Consider the following 16,175-nt stretch of genomic DNA (forward strand, 5'->3'; position numbering starts at 1 on the left):
TCAGCCGCCGAACGAGCTCTTGCCGGAGAAGAACCCGCCTCGGGTCACCTCGCCGCCGTCGTAGGCCACGCCTCCGCGCTTCACCGACGACGGAGGCGGCGTGTACGAGCCCTGGCCTGAGGTCTTCTCGCCGACGCCGGGCGCCGTGCGGCCCGCCGGGATGTAGTACCAGCCGTAGCCGCCACCGCCGGACGAGCCACCGCCGCTGTCGGACGAGCCGCCCTCGATCGAGGAGTCGTCGTCGCAGCGCTCGTCGGAGACGCGGGTGTCGGTGGACCGGTCCACGCACACAGCGCGGTTGTCGGCGCCGCCGTCGTTCGAGATGGCCACGATCGCGGTCACGGCCAGCGCCACGGCCCCGACGCCCACGATGGCGGAGCGCTTCCTGTCGTCGTCCACGCGAGCACCGTAGCGAAGGTCGATCCTGTGCGCCCGTCCAATCAGGCAGGCGGCAGGTCGATGGTGAACGTCGTCGGGTCGTGCGCCGACGTCACGCTCACGGTGCCTCCCACGGTCGCCGCGACCCGACGCGCGAGGGGAAGGCCGAGGCCGGCGCCCTCCGTGTCGTCGCTGCGTCGGAAGCCGGCGCGGAACACGTCCTCGCCGTGCGCAGCGTCGAGGCCGGCCCCGTCGTCGCTCACCTCGACGACGACCCGGCCCGCGCGACGGCGCACCACGACCTCGACCCGCGTGCGGGCGTGCCGCACGGCGTTGTCGACGACGGGTCCGACGATCCGCTCGACGAGCTCGGCGGCGGCCGCCACGTGCAGCCCGGCCGCAGCGGCGACGTCGGTCCGGACGTCCGCGGGAGGTCGCGCGGCGACGAGCGCGGCGACCACCTCGCCGACGTCGGCCTGGCGTGGCGACCCGGTGGAGTGGCGCGCCACCTCCAGCAGCGCGGTGATCGTGCCGTTCAGCCGATCGACCTGCTCGAGCACCCGGACGAAACGCTCCCGGACGTCGGGTGGCGGTGTCCCGAGCAGTGCCAGCTCGGCCTCGCCGCGCAGCGCGGTCAACGGGGTGCGCAGCTCGTGCGCCAGCTCCCCGGTCAGGCGCTGCTCGGCGCGGATCGCCTGCGCCACGCGGTCGAGCAGGCGGTCCAGCGTCCGGCCGAGCCGGGCCAGCTCGTCGTCGCCCGTGAGGTCGAAGCGGGCCTCGAGGTCGTGCGCGCTCCACTCGTCGGCGGACTCGGTCATCTCGCCGACGCGGCGCAGCGTGCGCGACACGGTCCACGCCGTCGTAGCGGCGGTCCCCGCCACCACGAGCAGCGCCGCCACGCCGAGCGCCCCGAGCAGGATGTCGCGGCTCGCCTCGTAGACGTCGAGCGACTCGGTGGCCACGACGACGGCGGTGAGGTCGTCAGGTCCGGGGACGGCGACCGGTCGGGCCCGGAACAGCCGCTCGCCGCGCTCGAGCGTCGTCGCCTGACGCACTTCGGCCAGACCGTCGACCACCGCGGTCGTCCGGGCGCTGGCGTCGGGGCCCGACACCTGCACGCCGGAGGCGTCGAAGACCCAGACGCCGTCGAGGACGGTGTCGGCCCCCACGTCGGGCACCTCGACCCGTCCCTGGCGTGCTGCGAGCGACGCGGCCACGGTGTCGATGCGGTCGTCGAGCGCGGTCTGCACCTGCGACGCCATGAGCTGGTTCGCGGCGAGCAGCACCACCACGAGCATGAGCGCCATCGCGCCCGTCGTGATGAGCGCCGTCGTGAGCACGAGTCGTCCGCGCACCCCGGGCGAGCGGCTCATCGGAGCACGAACCCGACCCCGCGCACGGTCTCGAGGGTCACCGGGGCGTCGATGGCCTCGAGCTTCACGCGCAGGCGGCGCACGTAGGTGTCGATGGTGTTCTCGTGCACGATCGCGCCGTCGGGCCAGCCGGCCGCGACCACGGCGCGTCGCCGCACGACCTCGCCCGGTCGGGCGGCGATGGCCGCCAGCATCCTGAACTCGGTCGGCGTCAACCGCTGCTCACCGCCGGGGGAGCGGACCGAGAAGCGCTCGGGGTCGAGGACGAGCCCGGTGGCCTCGGCCGGCGCGCTGCGCGAACGGCGCATGAGGGCCTCGAGACGCACCAGCACCTCGCTGATCGAGAACGGCTTCGGCACGTAGTCGTCGCCTCCCGCGTGGAACCCCGACACGCGGTCGTGCACGGCGTCGAGCGCCGTCAGGAACAGCACCGGCGCGTGCTGCCCGCCGGCCCGCAGCGCCTGGCAGACGTCACGGCCGTCGGCGTCGGGCAGGCCGATGTCGAGGACGAGCGCGTCGAGCTCCGCGTCGGCGCCGAACAGCTCCATCGCCTCGCGTCCCGTGCGCGCCAGCACCACGTCGTGCGACGAGAGCCGCAGCCCCTCGACGAGGACGCGCCGCACCGATGCGTCGTCCTCGCACACGCCGATCCTGGCCACGGCCTCATCCTGCCCGACGTCCGGGTGAGCGCGGCGTGATCGAGCAGCGACGTTCAGGTGGCGTACAGGTAGCCGCTCCTAGCGTGGCGCCATGACCAGCATCACCGGCACGACCCGTGTGCGTGGCGTGGCGACGACCCTGCCCGGGGTCGCGTGGGTGCCGTGCGCCGCAGGGGTGCTCGCGGGGCTGCTGCGGATGACCTGGGCCGACCGCGGCCTCGGGTCCGACGAGGCGGGGTTCCTGGCGGTCGCGGGACAGTGGAGTCCCGGGACGTCGCTCTACGGGCACTACTGGGTCGACCGCCCGCCGCTGCTGATCACGCTGTACCAGCTGGCCGACGGGCTCGGCGGCGCCGTCGGGCTCCGCGTCGTGGGTGCGCTGGCCGTCCTCGTCGCCGTCGTCACGGTCGGTGCCGGCGTGCGCCGCGCGACCGGCTCGGCGACCGCGGCGGCCTGGACGGGCGTCGTCGCGGGGGCCCTGCTCGCCTCGCCCGCCGCCGGCGCCTACGAGGTGAACGGCGAGCTCCTGGCAGCGCCCTTCACCGCGCTCGGCGTCCTCGGCGTCGTGCTCGCGTGGCGCGGCATGCGAAGCCGCGACCACCTGCTCGGCGGGGGGCTGGCCGGGGCCGGGCTCGTGGCCGCGCTGCTCGTGAAGCAGAACATGGTCGACGTGCTCGTCGTGGCAGCGGGCGTGGTCGCGCTCGCTGCGGTCACGCGGACCCTGCGTCCGCGCACCCTGCTCGTCGCCCTCGCCGGGGCGGCCGCCGGTGGCGTCGCCGTGAGCGCGGTCGTGCTCGGGTGGGCCGCGCTGCACGGCACGTCGCCGGGTGGCGTCTGGTACGCCATGTACCCGTTCCGCGTGGCCGCCGGGGCTGCGCTGGCGTCGTCGCGAGGCGTCGCCGCGCACGCGCGAGGTCTGCACCTGCTGGGAGCCGCCGTGGTCGGAGGCGTCGTGCCCGCCCTGGCGGTCCTGCTCCTCGGCGTGCGGCGGATGCGTCGCGACGTGCGCCTCGTCGCCGTCGTCACGCTGGCCTGGGCGGGGTGGGCGGCGGTCTCGATCGCCATCGGCGGCAACTTCTGGACGCACTACCTCGTGCAGCTGGCCCTGCCCCTCGCCGTGGGCGTCGGGCTGGTCTCCACGGCCCGACCCCGTCTCGCGACGGTCGCCGCGGCGAGCTGCCTCGTGCCGGCAGTGCTGAGCGCGACGGTCATGTCCGCCCGCGCCGACGACCTCACCCGCGACCAGCGGGTCGGGCAGGCCATCGGTGCCGCCTCGGTCGGGGCCGACTCCCTCGTCGTGGCCTGGGGCCACCCGGGCGTCGTGCAGGGCAGCAGGCTGACGTCGCCCTACCCGTCCCTGTGGAGCCTGCCCACGAAGACCCTCGACCCCGACCTGACCGGCTTCACGGCGGTGCTCGCCGGGCCGCGCGCGCCGACCTGGGTCGTCACCGGACGCAGCCTGCACTCCTGGGGCCTGCACACCCACGACGCCACCGCCGTGCTGCACCGCCGCTACCGCCGCGTCGCCGACGTGTGCGGCTCGACCGTCTACCTGCGCGACGGGCTCGCCCGTCCCGTCCCCGCCGCCGACTGCGGCTGACCCGAGGAGGACCCATGAGGAACATCGTCATCGTCCCGACCTACGAGGAGCGCGACAGCATCGTCGTGCTCCTCGACGCCCTGGCCGCGACCGCGCCGGACGCCGACGTGCTGGTCGTCGACGACGCCAGTCCCGACGGCACGGCCGACGTGGTGCGCGCCCACCCGCGCTTCGGACCGCACGTGCACCTCCTGGAGCGCTCGGGCAAGGACGGCCTCGGCGCCGCGTACCGTGCGGGCTTCCAGTGGGCGCTGCAGCACGGCTACGAGGGCATCGTGCAGATGGACGCCGACCTGTCGCACCCGCCGGAGCGCGTCCCGGCGCTGCTCGACGCCCTGCGCGACGTCGACGTGGCCGTCGGCTCCCGGTACGTGCCGGGAGGCGGGTCACGCGGGTGGCCCTGGCGGCGGCGCCTGCTGTCGCGGGCGGGCAACGTCTACGTGCGCGCCGTGCTCGGGCTGCACGTCCACGACTGCACGGCCGGCTTCAAGGCCTTCCGGGCCGAGGCGCTCGTCGCCGTCGGGGCGCTCACCTCGCGGTCGGAGGGCTACAGCTTCCAGGTGGAGAACACGTGGCGGGCGGAGCGCGCCGGACTGCGGGTCCGCGAGCTGCCGATCGTCTTCACCGAGCGCACGGCCGGCGCGTCGAAGATGTCGACGAGCATCGCGCTCGAGGCGCTGCGGCTCCCGCTCGTGTGGCGCCGCGAGGAGCTGCGCCACGCCCTCGCCCCACGACGCCGGGTCGAGGTCGGCGCCGCATGACGCTGCTGCGACGGCTGCTGACGCGTGAGGTGCTGACCTTCCTCGTGGTCGGCGGCTCCGGCTACGTCGTCGACGTCGTCGCGTTCAACGAGCTGCTCGTCCTGCCGCCGTTCCGGTCGTGGGACCCGAGCGTCGCCCGGGTGCTCGCCGTCGGCATCGCGATGATCGTGACGTTCGCCGGCAACGCCGCCCTGACGTGGTCGGGACGACGGTGGGGACGCCGTGAGGTCGCGTGGTTCGTGCTGCTGAACGTCGTGGGCCTCGGCTTCTCGGTGGTGTGCCTGCTGGTCTCGCACGACCTCCTGCACCTCACGTCGCGGCTGGCTGACAACGTGAGCGCGAACGGTGTCGGCCTGCTGCTCGGGACCGTCTTCCGGTTCTGGACCTACCGGCTGCTGGTGTTCCGCGAGGACGCCGGACCCGAGGCGGTCGGTGAGGGTGTCCTCCACGGTGGAACGGGCGGCAGGGCGCAGTCAGGTGGCAGTCAGGTGGAGCCGGGGACGATCGCCTCATGACCGCCGTCTTCACCCCGCTCCTGCTGACCCTCGGGCCGGCCGCGGTGCTCGTCGTCATGCTCGTCGTCTTCGCCGAGACGGGCCTGCTGCTCGGCTTCGTCCTGCCCGGGGACTCCCTGCTGTTCCTGTCCGGCGCGCTCGTGACGTCCCACGTCGTGGGGGTGCCGATCTGGCTGGTGATGATCGGGGTCGTGCTGGCGGCCGCCGCCGGCGACCAGCTCGGGTACCTCATCGGTCGCCGGTACGGGCCGGCCGTCTTCCGGCGGGAGACCTCACGGTTCCTGCGGCCCGAGTACGTCGACCGGGCGCACGACTTCTTCGAGCGTCGGGGCAACGCGGCGGTCATCATCGGACGCTTCATCCCGATCATCCGCACCTTCACGCCCACGGTGGCCGGCGTGGCCCGCATGCCTCGTGGTCGGTTCACGGCCTACAACGTCGTCGGCGCCGTGCTGTGGGGGAGTGGGATGGTGGCGCTCGGCGCGTTGTTCGGCGGCATCCCGCTGGTCGCCCAGCACGTGGAGGTCATCACCATCGGCTTCGCCGGTCTCTCCGTGGTCCCGCTCGGCATCGAGCTGCTGCGCATGCGACGGACGCGGGCGCGTGCTGCGCAGACCCCCGAGCCTCCGGAGTCCGCCGAGCCCGCTGCGTCCTCCGGGCCGGCCGAGAGCGCTGAGGCGGCGTAGCCGGAGACGCCGCCGGCGGTCGCCACCATGTGACCACGGCGACATCGACAGAAGATGCACTCAGTGCAACGACCTGCCTAGTCTGGAAGGATGACCGAGAACGTCGACCGCCGCCAGCAGCGCGGTGAGCAGCACCGCGAGGCGATCCTCGCCGCTGCCGCCGACCTGGTGGCGGAGACGCGATCGGTGCAGCTCAGCACCGAGGCCCTCGCCGAACGCGCCGGCGTGTCGCGACGGACGGTGTTCAACCACTTCGCCACGCTCGAGGCGGTCGTCACCGAGGTGCTGGCCCGCAGCATCGGCGAGGCCGTCGACGCGCTCGAGTCCGCGGCGCGTCGCGTCGAGGGCGACGACACCCTCGACAGCACCTTCGCCCGCATGTCCGCCGTCTTCGAGCAGACCGACCTGACGCCGCAGATGTCGTTCCTGTGGTCGGTGCTCAGCGTCGACGACACGCTGCCGCGGCGCTACGGCCACGTCATCGACGACGCCTTCCACCGCCTGCGCGACCTGCTGCTCGCCACCGCGCTCGAGCCCGGGGACACCACGGACACCTTCGGCCGCGAGCTGCTCGTCACCTCGCTGATGAACGGGACCGCCTTCGTCGCCCAGCGCTGGTGCGAGGAGACCCGGGGCGTCGTCGACGACGACTCCCGTGCGCTGTGGACGTCGCTCGTCGTCCGCATGACCGACCAGCTCGGGCGCGGCTACCGCCACGCCAGGGCCTGACCACCTGTCAGCTCGAGACCCGAGAGAGACCACCATGGCATCGTTGCTCTACCGACTCGGTCGCTTCGCGGCCCGCCGCGCCTGGACCGTGCTGGCCGCCTGGGTGGCGGTCCTCGCCCTCGCTGCCGGCGCCTTCGCGCTCTTCGGCGGCGCGCTGACGTCGACCGTCACCATCCCCGACACGCCCACGCAGCGCGTGGCAGACCAGCTCGCGGACCGGTTCCCCGACGCGAGCGGCGGCAGCGCGACGGTGATCTTCCGCAGCGAGGACGGCAAGGCGCTCTCCGACGCGCAGCGGGCCGGCATCGCGGCCGTGCTGAAGAAGGTCGACGGCGTCGACGGTGTCGCGGGCACGGTCGACCCGTTCGCCGTCGAGCAGCAGGCCGCCGCGCAGGTCCAGAAGCTGGAGGACGGCCGACGACAGCTCGAGCAGGGACGCGAGCGCCTGGAGGCAGGAGAGCGGCAGCTCGCCGCGGCGCGACAGCAGCTCGAGGCCGCGCCCTCGGTGTCGCAGGCGCAGCGCCAGCAGCTCGCCGCCCAGGAGGAGGAGCTCGCGCAGGGTCGCGAGGAGCTCGAGGCGCAGGGTCGCACGCTCGACGACGGCGCGGCACTGCTGAAGCTCAGTGAGGGTCTGCGGCAGGTCTCGGAGGACGGGACCACCGCCCTCGCGCAGGTGCAGTTCACGGACGAGCTCGTCGAGGTGACGCCGGAGGTCCGAGAGGACGTGCTGGCCGCGCTCACCGACGACCCGGTCGACGGCGTCGAGGTGCTGCCGTCCGCCGAGATCTCCCAGGAGATCCCGAACGTCTTCGGGCCGGGCGAGGCCGTCGGCCTCGTCGTGGCCGCGATCGTCCTCGTGGTGATGCTCGGGACGTTCGTGACGGCGGGCCTGCCGCTGCTGAACGCGCTGCTCGGCGTCGGCGTCGGTGTCCTGGCCAGCCTCTCGCTGTCCGGGGCCGTCGAGATGCTGTCGGTCAGCCCGGCCCTCGGCGTGATGCTCGGCCTGGCGGTCGGCATCGACTACTCGCTCTTCATCATCAACCGGCACCGCAAGCAGCTCGCGCGCGGCATGGACGTGCACGAGTCGATCGGCCTCGCCAACGGGACGTCGGGCAACGCGGTCGTGTTCGCCGGCAGCACCGTGCTGATCGCCCTGCTCGCGCTCAACGTCGTCGGGATCGGGTTCCTCGGCGTCATGGGCACAGTCGGCGCGATCTGCGTGTTCGTCGCGATCCTCGTCGCCATCACGCTGACGCCCGCGATGCTCGGTCTGCTCGGCCGTCGTGCCCTGACCCGCAAGGAGCGCGGTCAGGCGCCGCAGCCCGAGGGTGCGCACCTGCCCGCCGACCGCCCGATGAGCACCGTCCGCGCGTGGCTCACCGTCGTGGGGACCGTCGTCGTGCTGCTCGTCGTGGCGATCCCCGCGCTCTCGATGCGGCTCGGCCTCAACTCGGCCACGTCGGAGCCTGAGGACTCGGTCGTCTACCAGTCGTACAGCACGGTCGAGCGGGCGTTCGGGCCCGGCGCGAACGGCCCGCTGCTCGTCGTGGCGACGCTCGACGACCCGGTCACCGACGCCACGCTGACGTCGGAGCAGCTACGTCTCGGCGAGCTGCTGCGCGACCAGGGCGACGTCACCGCGGTGGCACCCGTCGGGGCGTCGGAGGACAAGATGCTGCTCGCGTTCCAGGTGGTGCCGAAGACCGGACCGTCCGACGAGGCGACCGAGCAGCTGGTCCGCGACGTGCGCGACCTGCGCGCGGACGGCGTGGCGTCGTTCGGTGTCGCCGGCGCGACGTCGGGCAACATCGACGTCAGCGCGCAGCTCTCCGACGCGTTGCCGGTCTACCTCGCGGTCGTCGTCGGGCTGTCGCTGCTGATCCTCGTGCTGGTGTTCCGCTCCATCCTGGTGCCGCTCACCGCGACGCTGGGCTTCGTGCTGTCGCTGCTCGCGACGTTCGGCGGGCTCACCGCGATCTTCCAATGGGGCTGGATCGGCTCGGTGTTCGGCGTGCACGACCCCGGCCCGGTGCTGAGCTTCCTGCCGGTCATCCTCATCGGCGTGCTGTTCGGGCTGGCGATGGACTACCAGCTGTTCCTCGTGTCAGGGATGCGTGAGGCGCACGCGCACGGCGCGCCGGCGCGGGTGGCGGTGCAGCGGGGGTTCCACGCGGGCCGGTCGGTCGTCATCGCCGCGGCGCTCATCATGGTGTCCGTCTTCGCGGGGTTCATCTTCGCCGACTCCGGGATGATCAAGTCCGTCGGCTTCGGGCTGGCCTTCGGCGTGCTGGTCGACGCGTTCGTCGTGCGCATCCTGCTCGTCCCGGCCGTCATGCACCTGCTGGGGGAGTCGGCCTGGTGGATGCCGCGCTGGCTCGACCGCATCCTGCCCGACATGGACGTCGAGGGTGCCGCGCTCGAGCGCTCCCACCCCGACCCGGCGCACGCACACCCGGAGGACGCCCACCCCCGCTGAGCGTGACGTTTGCGGGGCGGAATCAGCGTTCTCGCCCCGCAAACGTCACACTCAGGGGGGAGAGGAGGCGCGCGTGGGTGAGCTGCACGGACTGGTGCTCGGGGCCGGGGCCGGGCGACGACTCGGTCGGCCGAAGGCCACGGTGGTCGACGCGGACGGCGAGCCGTGGGTCGCGCGCGCCGTCCGGGTGCTTCGCGAGGGCGGGTGCGATCCCGTGCACGTGGTCCTGGGCGCGGACGCCGACACGGCACGCGCCCTCGTCCCGCCCGACGCGCGCGTCGTCGTCGCGGACGACTGGTCCGAGGGCATGTCGGCGTCGCTGCGCGCTGGGCTGCGTGCCGTCGCCGCGACCTCGGCCGACGCCGTGATGATCCATCTCGTCGACCTGCCCGACGTCGGCTCCGACGTCGTCGCGCGGGTCGCGGCGCAGGGTTCGGCGCCCGACGCGCTCGCCCGCGCAGAATTTTTCTCCCGCCCCGGTCACCCCGTGCTGATGGGGCGCGACCACTGGTCCGCATGTGCGGCGACGCTGGTGGGAGACCGGGGCGCACATGCGTACCTGAGCGCCGCATCTGCCACCGCAGTCGCGTGCGACGACCTCGCGTCCGGAGAGGACCGCGACACCTCCGTCGAGGGCACCTGAGGATGGTCCGACCGGACTAGTTCGTCTGCACCACCGCGTGACCCGTGACACAGTGCTGCGCATCCCCCACTTCGTCCATCCCCTCAGCCCCGACGAAAGTGTGCTGCAGTGCCCATCCCACCTGACTCCGCCCTGCCCGCTCCTGCTCCCACCCGCCGGACCTTCCTCGGCTACGTGATCGGCGGTGCCGGTCTGCTGGTCGCCGCCGACCTCGGCCTCGGTGCCTCGCCCGCGTCGGCCGCCGTGGTGCTGCCGTCGGTCCCGCAGATCCCTGAGGCCTACGACCTCAACGACTTCCTGACGCAGTGCGCGCTCCCGACGTCGAACCTCGTCGCCGTCCGCATCGACCGTCGCGGCGACGCCCACTTCGCGCTCCCGCGCATGGAGGTGGGGCAGGGCATCACGACGTCGACGGCCATGATCCTCGCCGAGGAGCTCGACCTCCCGCTTGACCGCGTGCACGTGACACTGGCCCCGGCGCGCCCGGAGCTGCTGTTCAACCAGCTCACCGGCGGCTCGAACACCACGATCTCGACGTACACGCCGATCCGCGTGGCCGCCGCCGTCGCACGGCAGTCGCTGCTCGAGGCGGCGGCGATCATGCTGGGCGCCCAGGTGACCAGCCTGACGACGAAGGGCGGCACGATCCTCGACGCGCTCGGCTCGTCGGTCACCTACGGGCAGGCCGCCCAGAAGGTCGACACCTCGCGCACGCGGGAGGTCGAGGTGACCCTCGACGAGTCGCGCGAGCGCAAGGTCGTGGGCACGCCGCAGCGCCGGATCGACGCGCTCGACGCGGTGACGGGCCGCAAGACGTTCGCCATGGACCTCAAGGTCAAGAACGCGCTCCCGACGATGGTGTGCCGCGCGCCCGCCCTCAACGGCAAGCCCGTCAAGGTCCGCAACGCCGCGAAGGTCAGAGCGATGCCGGGCGTGACGCACGTGGGCATGGTGCCCACCGGCGTCGCCGTCCGCGCCCGCACGTTCGGCCAGTGCATCGACGCGGTCCGCGCGCTCGACGTCCAGTGGTCCGAGGGGACCGTGCCCGGCAAGAAGGCCGATGACGTCACCCGCGAGCTGAAGGCGGCCGAGCTGCCGCTGGCGGTGCCCGCGCTGGGGGCGACCACCGTCGAGGGCTCGTTCACCTTCCACTTCCGCAGCGGGTCGGCCCTCGAGCCGAACTGCGCGGTCGCCGACGTGCGCAAGGACTCCGCGCGGATCTGGAGCGGTCTGAAGTCGCCGATCGACGCCCAGTCGAAGATCGCCAAGCTGCTCGGCCTGCCGCAGTCGAAGGTCGAGGTGAACGTGGTCACCGGGGGCGGCTCGTTCGGGCGCAAGCTCTTCAGCGACGGCGCCATCGAGGCCGCGCAGGTCTCGAAGGCCTTCGGGGTCCCGGTCAAGCTCATGTGGCACCGGGCCGACGAGCCGCGCCAGGGTCGCGTGCACCCGATGGCGACGTCGCGCATCCGCGCCACGGTCCTCGGCGACACGGTCGCGACCTTCGAGCAGCGGCACACGTCGGTCTCCTGCGACTTCACGCACGGGCTGGGCGAGCGCATCACCGCCGAGGTCGCGTCGCTGCCGTCGGGACTGGGCAACCTCGGCTTCTCCGAGACGGTGTTCCTGCTGACGCAGGAGCTGCCCTACAACTTCGGCGTCGTGACCCAGCTGCTCAACGAGTCGAACTACGACCAGAGCCGGTTCAACACCAGCTCGGTGCGCAACATCTACTCACCCGACGTCAGGGTCGCGAACGAGCTGATCGTCGACCAGCTCGCCGCCCGCTTCCGGACCGACCCGGTCGAGTTCCGCAGGACGTTCACCAAGAGCGGCGTCGTCCGTCGCGTGCTCGACCGTGCCGCCGAGCTCGGCGAGTGGGGGCGCAAGCTGCCGAAGGGCGTCGCCCAGGGCATCGCCATCCACAAGGAGTACAAGGGGGCGACCGCGGTGGTGGTCGAGCTCGACTGCCGTCCGGCCACGGTGAACCGCAAGGTGCGCGACGCCGTGACCGGTCCGCGCGTGCTCCGCGCGACCGTGGTCGTCGACTGCGGCCTCGCCATCAACCCGCTCGGCATCGAGGCGCAGATGATGGGCGGGTTCAGCGACGGGATGGCGCAGGTCCTGACCTACAGCAACCACCTCGTCGACGGTCACTTCCTCGAGGCGAGCTGGGACAACTCGGCCTACACCCGTCAGTGGAACACGCCGCTGGAGTTCCGGTGCGAGGTGATGGAGTCCGAGAGCACCGAGCCGGGCGGCATCGGCGAGGCCGGCGTCGCCGCGTCGGCTGCCGCCGTGGCCTGCGCCTACGCGCGGGCCACCGGCACCATGCCGACCGAGTTCCCCGTCAACTTCCGTCAACCCCTGCACTTCACGCCCAAGTCCTTCGTCCCGCCCGTGCCGGCCTCGCCGACCAACGGCCTGACCTTCGTCTCCTGAGGAGCCCGACATGCCCAAGTACAGCTTCCAGCTCAACGGCGAGAAGGTCACCGTCGACGTCGAGAAGGGCGTGCGCCTCCTGTGGGTGCTGCGTGACGTCCTCGGCGTCACCGGCCCGAAGTACGGGTGCGGCATCAACGTCTGCAAGGCGTGCACGTCGCACCTGAACGGCAAGGCCTTCAACCCGTGCGCGGTGCCGGTCGAGAAGATCCGGCCCACCGACAAGGTCACGACCATCGAGGGTCTGGCGGACACCGTGCCCGGAGACGACCTGCACCCGATGCAGGAGGCCTGGCTCGAGCACGACGTCGCGCAGTGCGGCTACTGCCAGCCCGGCCAGATCATGACCGCGGTGGCGCTCGTCAAGCGAGTGCAACGTGAGGGTCGGGCCATCACCGACGCCGACCTCGACGCGATCCGCAACGTGTGCCGCTGCGGCACCTACACGCGGATCCGCGAGGCGGTCCGCACGGGCGAGAGGCTGATGCGCCGGTGACGGTCGCCGACGCCGCCCTCGCGAGCGCCGCTCGCTGGGTGCAGGACTCGCCCGTCGCGCTGGCCACGGTCGTCGGCACGTCCGGCTCCGCGCCGCGCCAGGCGGGCGCGACGATGGTGGTCGCGGGCGACGGTCGCATCGCCGGGTCGGTGTCGGGCGGCTGCGTGGAGGCAGCGGTCGTCGACCTCGCCGAGGCCACGCTGGCGTCGGGCGAGCCGACGCTGCGCACGTTCGGCTTCGCGGCGGACGACCTGTTCGACGTCGGGCTCACCTGCGGCGGGCGCATCGAGGTGCTCGTCCAGCGCGTGGGGCCAGACGACGGGCTGGCCGACGTGGCGGCGCGGGTCGCCACCGGCGGCGCCGTCGCGGTCGTGACGGTGCTGGAGCACCCGGACCGGCGGCGGGTGGGGGAGCGGCTGGTCGTCGACGGCGCGACCCTCGACGCAGCTCCTGCTGAGGCGGCCCGTCCTGACGCAGCGACGCCGGCGAGCGGCGCGACCGGCTTACGTCGGGCGCTGCAGGAGCGTGCCCAGGCCATGCTGGCGAGCGGTGCCACCGGTGTCGTGCACTGCGGACCCGACGGCTCGCCGCTCGCGTCCGGTGTGCGGGCGTTCGTGCAGACGTGGACGCCGCCGCCGCGACTCGTGGTCCTCGGCGCCGTCGACTTCGCGCGCGCCCTGGCTGGGGCTGGACGCTTCCTCGGCTACGACGTCACCGTCTGCGACGCCCGGCCCGCCTTCACGACCGCCGACCGGTTCCCTGACGCCCACCGCGTGGTCGTCGACTGGCCGCACCGCTACCTGGACGCCGAGGTGGCCGCCGGTCGGATCGACGCTCGGACGGTGGTGTGCGTGCTCACCCACGACGCCCGCTTCGACGTGCCGACGCTGACCCGCGCGCTGCGCCTCCCCGTCGCCTACGTCGGGGCGATGGGCTCGCGGCGCACCCACCGGGAGCGACTCGAGCAGCTGCGCGCCGCCGGCCTGACGAGCGAGGAGCTCGAACGGCTGCACTCGCCGCTCGGCCTCGACCTGGGCGCGCGCACGCCGGAGGAGACGGCCATCAGCATCCTCGCCGAGGTCGTCGCCGTCCGTCGTGGCGGCACCGGACGCGGGCTCGGCGACACCGACGGGCCGATCCACCGTCGGTCCGGCTCCGCCGGCGGTCGAGGCGTCGACGACGCCTACCTGAGCCGCACGTAGTGGTCGTCGTAGTGCTCGATGACGGTCTTGGTCCCAGGGACGATCACCGCGTACGCCCAGTACCCCGAGCGCGGCGTGCGGAGAGTGGTGCGCAGCGCTCCTCGTGAGTAGCGGACGCGACGCTCGTAGGTCTTCCCCGAGGGGTACAGGTAGTCACCCTTGGGGCGGAGGGCGATCCACTGCACGTAGGCGGTGCCAGTGGGTCGCGGTGTCCCCCCGAGCGTGATCCTCGCCGAGACGTCGAAGCTCCTGCTGCCCTTCACCTTCGCGCTCGCGCGCACGTGGGCCTTGGTGCGCACGATGGTGCTCGATCCGCGCGACGCCACGGTCACGGGCGCGACGCCCTCGTAGGAGCGGGGCGGCACGTGGGTGACCTGGACGCGCAGCTGGTGTCCCACGTCGGACGCGGTGGGGTGGTACGCCCGCCGGGTCGCGCCGGAGATCGTCGTCCAGCGACGTCCGTCGTAGCGCTGCCACTGGTAGCGCTGCGTGGCGGCGCTGACCGTGGAGTACCCGGGGTTGGCCGTCACCCTCGACCCGGCCAGGGGCCGGGGCGGGACGGTCGGGTTCTTCTGGACGACGAGCGGGGCGTCCAGGAGCCGGACGTCGACGGACGTCGTCGAGCCGCGCTCGGCCGAGACGGTCTGTGCGGAGTCGGCGTCGGAGGCGCCGCCGCTCCACGCCGTGCGGTGGACGACGAGCTGCTGCCCGTTGACGTAGGTCTTCCCGGGCGTGAAACGCAGCTTCGCAGCGCCACTGATGGCGGGCATCTCCCACCGGCCGAACCCGTCGGTCCGGGTGGTGCGGATGGGGTCGCCATCGGTGGCGTCGTCGGCGTAGAGCGCCACCTCGACCCAGCTCAGCGCCTCGCCGCGACGGTCGGTCACGCGCCCGGCGAATGTCCCGCCGGCGGGCTCGACGGTCTGTGCCCCCAGCTCGACCGTGCCCCGGTTGACGCAGATGTTGGTGGCGTCCTCGACTCCCGTCCCCTGGAGCTTCGGCGCGCTCCAGTGGCGCCAGGCCCGCGGCAGGTAGGTGCGCGAGGCCGGCGAGCCGTCGGGAATCTCGTTGACCGTCGCGCGGTACAGGCCTTGGGGGACGGGGGCGGTGAAGGACCCGGCGCCGCGGCCCGATCCAGAGGTCCGGGTCGCCTCGAGGACCCAGGGTCCCTCGGGCGTGTCGGTGACCGAGCGGTAGAGGCGCACCTCCAGGCCCGAGACCCCGTCGTAGCTCCGATTGACCACCGTTCCCCGCACGGTCGACGTGACTCCGTCCTCGAACGCCGGCTCCAACGTGACGTCGGGGCCCTGGGTGTCGGCCGTGGGGGTCGCGCCGGTCGTCGGCAGGGTGAAGGGCGTGGCCGACGCGAAGTCGTCGCCACCCACCCAGCTGGGCAGGTAGCCGTCAGCCCGCACGAGCACCTTCGTGGGCTCCTCGAAGCCGGTGACGTCGTAGCCGGTGGCGTCGTAGAAGGCGAAGCTGCCTGCCCGGGCCGGGTCGGCGTCGTCAGCGGCGTAGACCTCGCTGCGGCCGTGAGGGCGCGCATCCTGGCAGATCGACGTGATCTGACCCTTCAGCCTGCCCGTCCGGGAGGGCAGGTAGGTCGTCTCGAGCTCCTGGGACCAGGGGCCACCGCGGTAGTCGGGGCGGACGGAGAAGTAGGGTTCCCCGCCCGACCAGGAGTCCGACCGGTAGGTCGCGCTGCCGCGAAGCCTCGACTCGGCGGAGCCGTTCGGCTGGGCGTTGAAGGTCGCGCGGTAGAGGCCTTCCGCGAGCGTGACGCGGTAGCGTCCCGACGCGTCCGTGGTCGTCGTGGCGGCGGTCTCGAAGGGCCCGTCGGTCTGGCCGGTGGTCGAGCGCTCGATGCGGACCTCCACGCCGGGGGCGTCGGTCGATCCACCGACGAAGTCCGGCAGGCGCGGCTCGTCGGCTGCGGACGCGGCTGGCGCGAGGCCGAGGACGAGAGCGACCACGAGCAGGGCGAGGACGGACAGCCGTGTGTTCTTCACAGTTCCCCTGGATGTTTGAGCAAGACGTCTGAACTCTAGGGGTGGCGCACCCGGGGTGTCCGGGTTTCGCCCGGAATTCTTCCCCGACCTGCACCGAGCCCCGACGTGCTCCCTGCGGCACCAGCCGCCACGTCGATGGGGCTGCGTTCATCGGCGGGAAGTGCATGGACGCCGACGCGGCGGGTACGCCCGGGGTGTCGACGCCGACC

14 protein-coding genes are annotated in these 16,175 nt (G+C 73.0%); 10 read left to right on the plus strand and 4 right to left on the minus strand.

Going from position 1 to position 16,175, the window contains the following annotated elements; all coding sequences use genetic code 11:
* Genes Aeryth_RS06195 through Aeryth_RS06205 form a run of 3 tightly spaced genes read right to left on the minus strand, consistent with a single transcriptional unit; the run spans nucleotide 1 to nucleotide 2,410 of the window.
* On the minus strand, nucleotides 1–399 hold the full coding sequence (locus tag Aeryth_RS06195; RefSeq protein WP_067856039.1) for a hypothetical protein: 399 nt from the start codon (nucleotides 397–399) through the stop codon (nucleotides 1–3).
* 41 nt (nucleotides 400–440) lie between these two features.
* Nucleotides 441–1,751 (minus strand): sensor histidine kinase, encoded by a 1,311-nt coding sequence (locus tag Aeryth_RS06200; RefSeq protein WP_067856042.1) that lies wholly within the window; start codon nucleotides 1,749–1,751, stop codon nucleotides 441–443.
* Nucleotides 1,748–2,410, minus strand: coding sequence for a response regulator transcription factor (locus tag Aeryth_RS06205; RefSeq protein WP_067856045.1), 663 nt, complete (start codon nucleotides 2,408–2,410; stop codon nucleotides 1,748–1,750). Before Aeryth_RS06205 ends, Aeryth_RS06200 begins: the two co-directional genes overlap by 4 nt.
* 91 nt (nucleotides 2,411–2,501) lie before the next feature.
* Between Aeryth_RS06205 and Aeryth_RS17880 the strand changes: the two genes are divergently transcribed.
* The 10 genes from Aeryth_RS17880 to Aeryth_RS06255 all read left to right on the plus strand — a co-directional run bounded on the left by Aeryth_RS17880 (nucleotide 2,502) and on the right by Aeryth_RS06255 (nucleotide 13,957).
* Nucleotides 2,502–4,010: a hypothetical protein gene (locus tag Aeryth_RS17880; RefSeq protein WP_067856047.1), complete on the plus strand. Its 1,509-nt coding sequence runs from the start codon at nucleotides 2,502–2,504 to the stop codon at nucleotides 4,008–4,010.
* A 14-nt stretch (nucleotides 4,011–4,024) separates the two neighbouring features.
* The gene (locus Aeryth_RS06215) at nucleotides 4,025–4,771 is read left to right on the plus strand and encodes a polyprenol monophosphomannose synthase (RefSeq protein WP_067856050.1); all 747 of its coding nucleotides are present in this window, start codon (nucleotides 4,025–4,027) and stop codon (nucleotides 4,769–4,771) included.
* The gene (locus Aeryth_RS06220; RefSeq protein WP_067856053.1) at nucleotides 4,768–5,286 is read left to right on the plus strand and encodes a GtrA family protein; all 519 of its coding nucleotides are present in this window, start codon (nucleotides 4,768–4,770) and stop codon (nucleotides 5,284–5,286) included. The genes Aeryth_RS06215 and Aeryth_RS06220 overlap by 4 nt, the downstream gene beginning before the upstream one ends.
* A complete protein-coding gene (locus Aeryth_RS06225) occupies nucleotides 5,283–5,972 on the plus strand; it encodes a DedA family protein (protein WP_067856056.1) in 690 nt (229 codons plus the stop codon). Before Aeryth_RS06220 ends, Aeryth_RS06225 begins: the two co-directional genes overlap by 4 nt.
* Nucleotides 5,973–6,062: 90 nt before the next feature.
* A complete protein-coding gene (locus Aeryth_RS06230) occupies nucleotides 6,063–6,701 on the plus strand; it encodes a TetR/AcrR family transcriptional regulator (protein ID WP_067856058.1) in 639 nt (212 codons plus the stop codon).
* Nucleotides 6,702–6,735: 34 nt separating this feature from the next.
* Nucleotides 6,736–9,177: an MMPL family transporter gene (locus tag Aeryth_RS06235; protein WP_067856061.1), complete on the plus strand. Its 2,442-nt coding sequence runs from the start codon at nucleotides 6,736–6,738 to the stop codon at nucleotides 9,175–9,177.
* Nucleotides 9,178–9,250: 73 nt separating this feature from the next.
* Complete coding sequence (locus tag Aeryth_RS06240; protein WP_067856064.1) at nucleotides 9,251–9,820, plus strand: nucleotidyltransferase family protein; 570 nt, start codon at nucleotides 9,251–9,253, stop codon at nucleotides 9,818–9,820.
* Nucleotides 9,821–9,928: 108 nt separating this feature from the next.
* Entirely contained in the window at nucleotides 9,929–12,259 is a 2,331-nt protein-coding gene (locus Aeryth_RS06245; protein ID WP_067856067.1) for a molybdopterin cofactor-binding domain-containing protein, read from the plus strand.
* A 10-nt stretch (nucleotides 12,260–12,269) separates the two neighbouring features.
* On the plus strand, nucleotides 12,270–12,755 hold the full coding sequence (locus Aeryth_RS06250; RefSeq protein ID WP_067856070.1) for a (2Fe-2S)-binding protein: 486 nt from the start codon (nucleotides 12,270–12,272) through the stop codon (nucleotides 12,753–12,755).
* Nucleotides 12,752–13,957: an XdhC family protein gene (locus tag Aeryth_RS06255; RefSeq protein WP_236749835.1), complete on the plus strand. Its 1,206-nt coding sequence runs from the start codon at nucleotides 12,752–12,754 to the stop codon at nucleotides 13,955–13,957. Before Aeryth_RS06250 ends, Aeryth_RS06255 begins: the two co-directional genes overlap by 4 nt.
* Here Aeryth_RS06255 and Aeryth_RS06260 read toward each other — a convergent pair.
* Nucleotides 13,939–15,966, minus strand: coding sequence for a hypothetical protein (locus Aeryth_RS06260; RefSeq protein WP_067856073.1), 2,028 nt, complete (start codon nucleotides 15,964–15,966; stop codon nucleotides 13,939–13,941). The two genes, Aeryth_RS06255 and Aeryth_RS06260, sit on opposite strands and share 19 nt — an antisense overlap.
* Nucleotides 15,967–16,175: the final 209 nt, after the last annotated feature.

Origin of the sequence: Aeromicrobium erythreum, assembly GCF_001509405.1 — a bacterium.
Taxonomy (GTDB): Bacteria; Actinomycetota; Actinomycetes; order Propionibacteriales; family Nocardioidaceae; genus Aeromicrobium; species Aeromicrobium erythreum.

What these genes read in the sequence shown, in the direction of transcription:
- Aeryth_RS06200 (WP_067856042.1), bottom strand. Translation starts at nt 1,751, where the DNA reads ATGAGCCGCTCGCCCGGGGTGCGCGGACGACTCGTGCTCACGACGGCG.
- Aeryth_RS17880 (WP_067856047.1), top strand. Translation starts at nt 2,502, where the DNA reads ATGACCAGCATCACCGGCACGACCCGTGTGCGTGGCGTGGCGACGACC.
- Aeryth_RS06215 (WP_067856050.1), top strand. Translation starts at nt 4,025, where the DNA reads ATGAGGAACATCGTCATCGTCCCGACCTACGAGGAGCGCGACAGCATC.
- Aeryth_RS06220 (WP_067856053.1), top strand. Translation starts at nt 4,768, where the DNA reads ATGACGCTGCTGCGACGGCTGCTGACGCGTGAGGTGCTGACCTTCCTC.
- Aeryth_RS06225 (WP_067856056.1), top strand. Translation starts at nt 5,283, where the DNA reads ATGACCGCCGTCTTCACCCCGCTCCTGCTGACCCTCGGGCCGGCCGCG.
- Aeryth_RS06230 (WP_067856058.1), top strand. Translation starts at nt 6,063, where the DNA reads ATGACCGAGAACGTCGACCGCCGCCAGCAGCGCGGTGAGCAGCACCGC.
- Aeryth_RS06235 (WP_067856061.1), top strand. Translation starts at nt 6,736, where the DNA reads ATGGCATCGTTGCTCTACCGACTCGGTCGCTTCGCGGCCCGCCGCGCC.
- Aeryth_RS06250 (WP_067856070.1), top strand. Translation starts at nt 12,270, where the DNA reads ATGCCCAAGTACAGCTTCCAGCTCAACGGCGAGAAGGTCACCGTCGAC.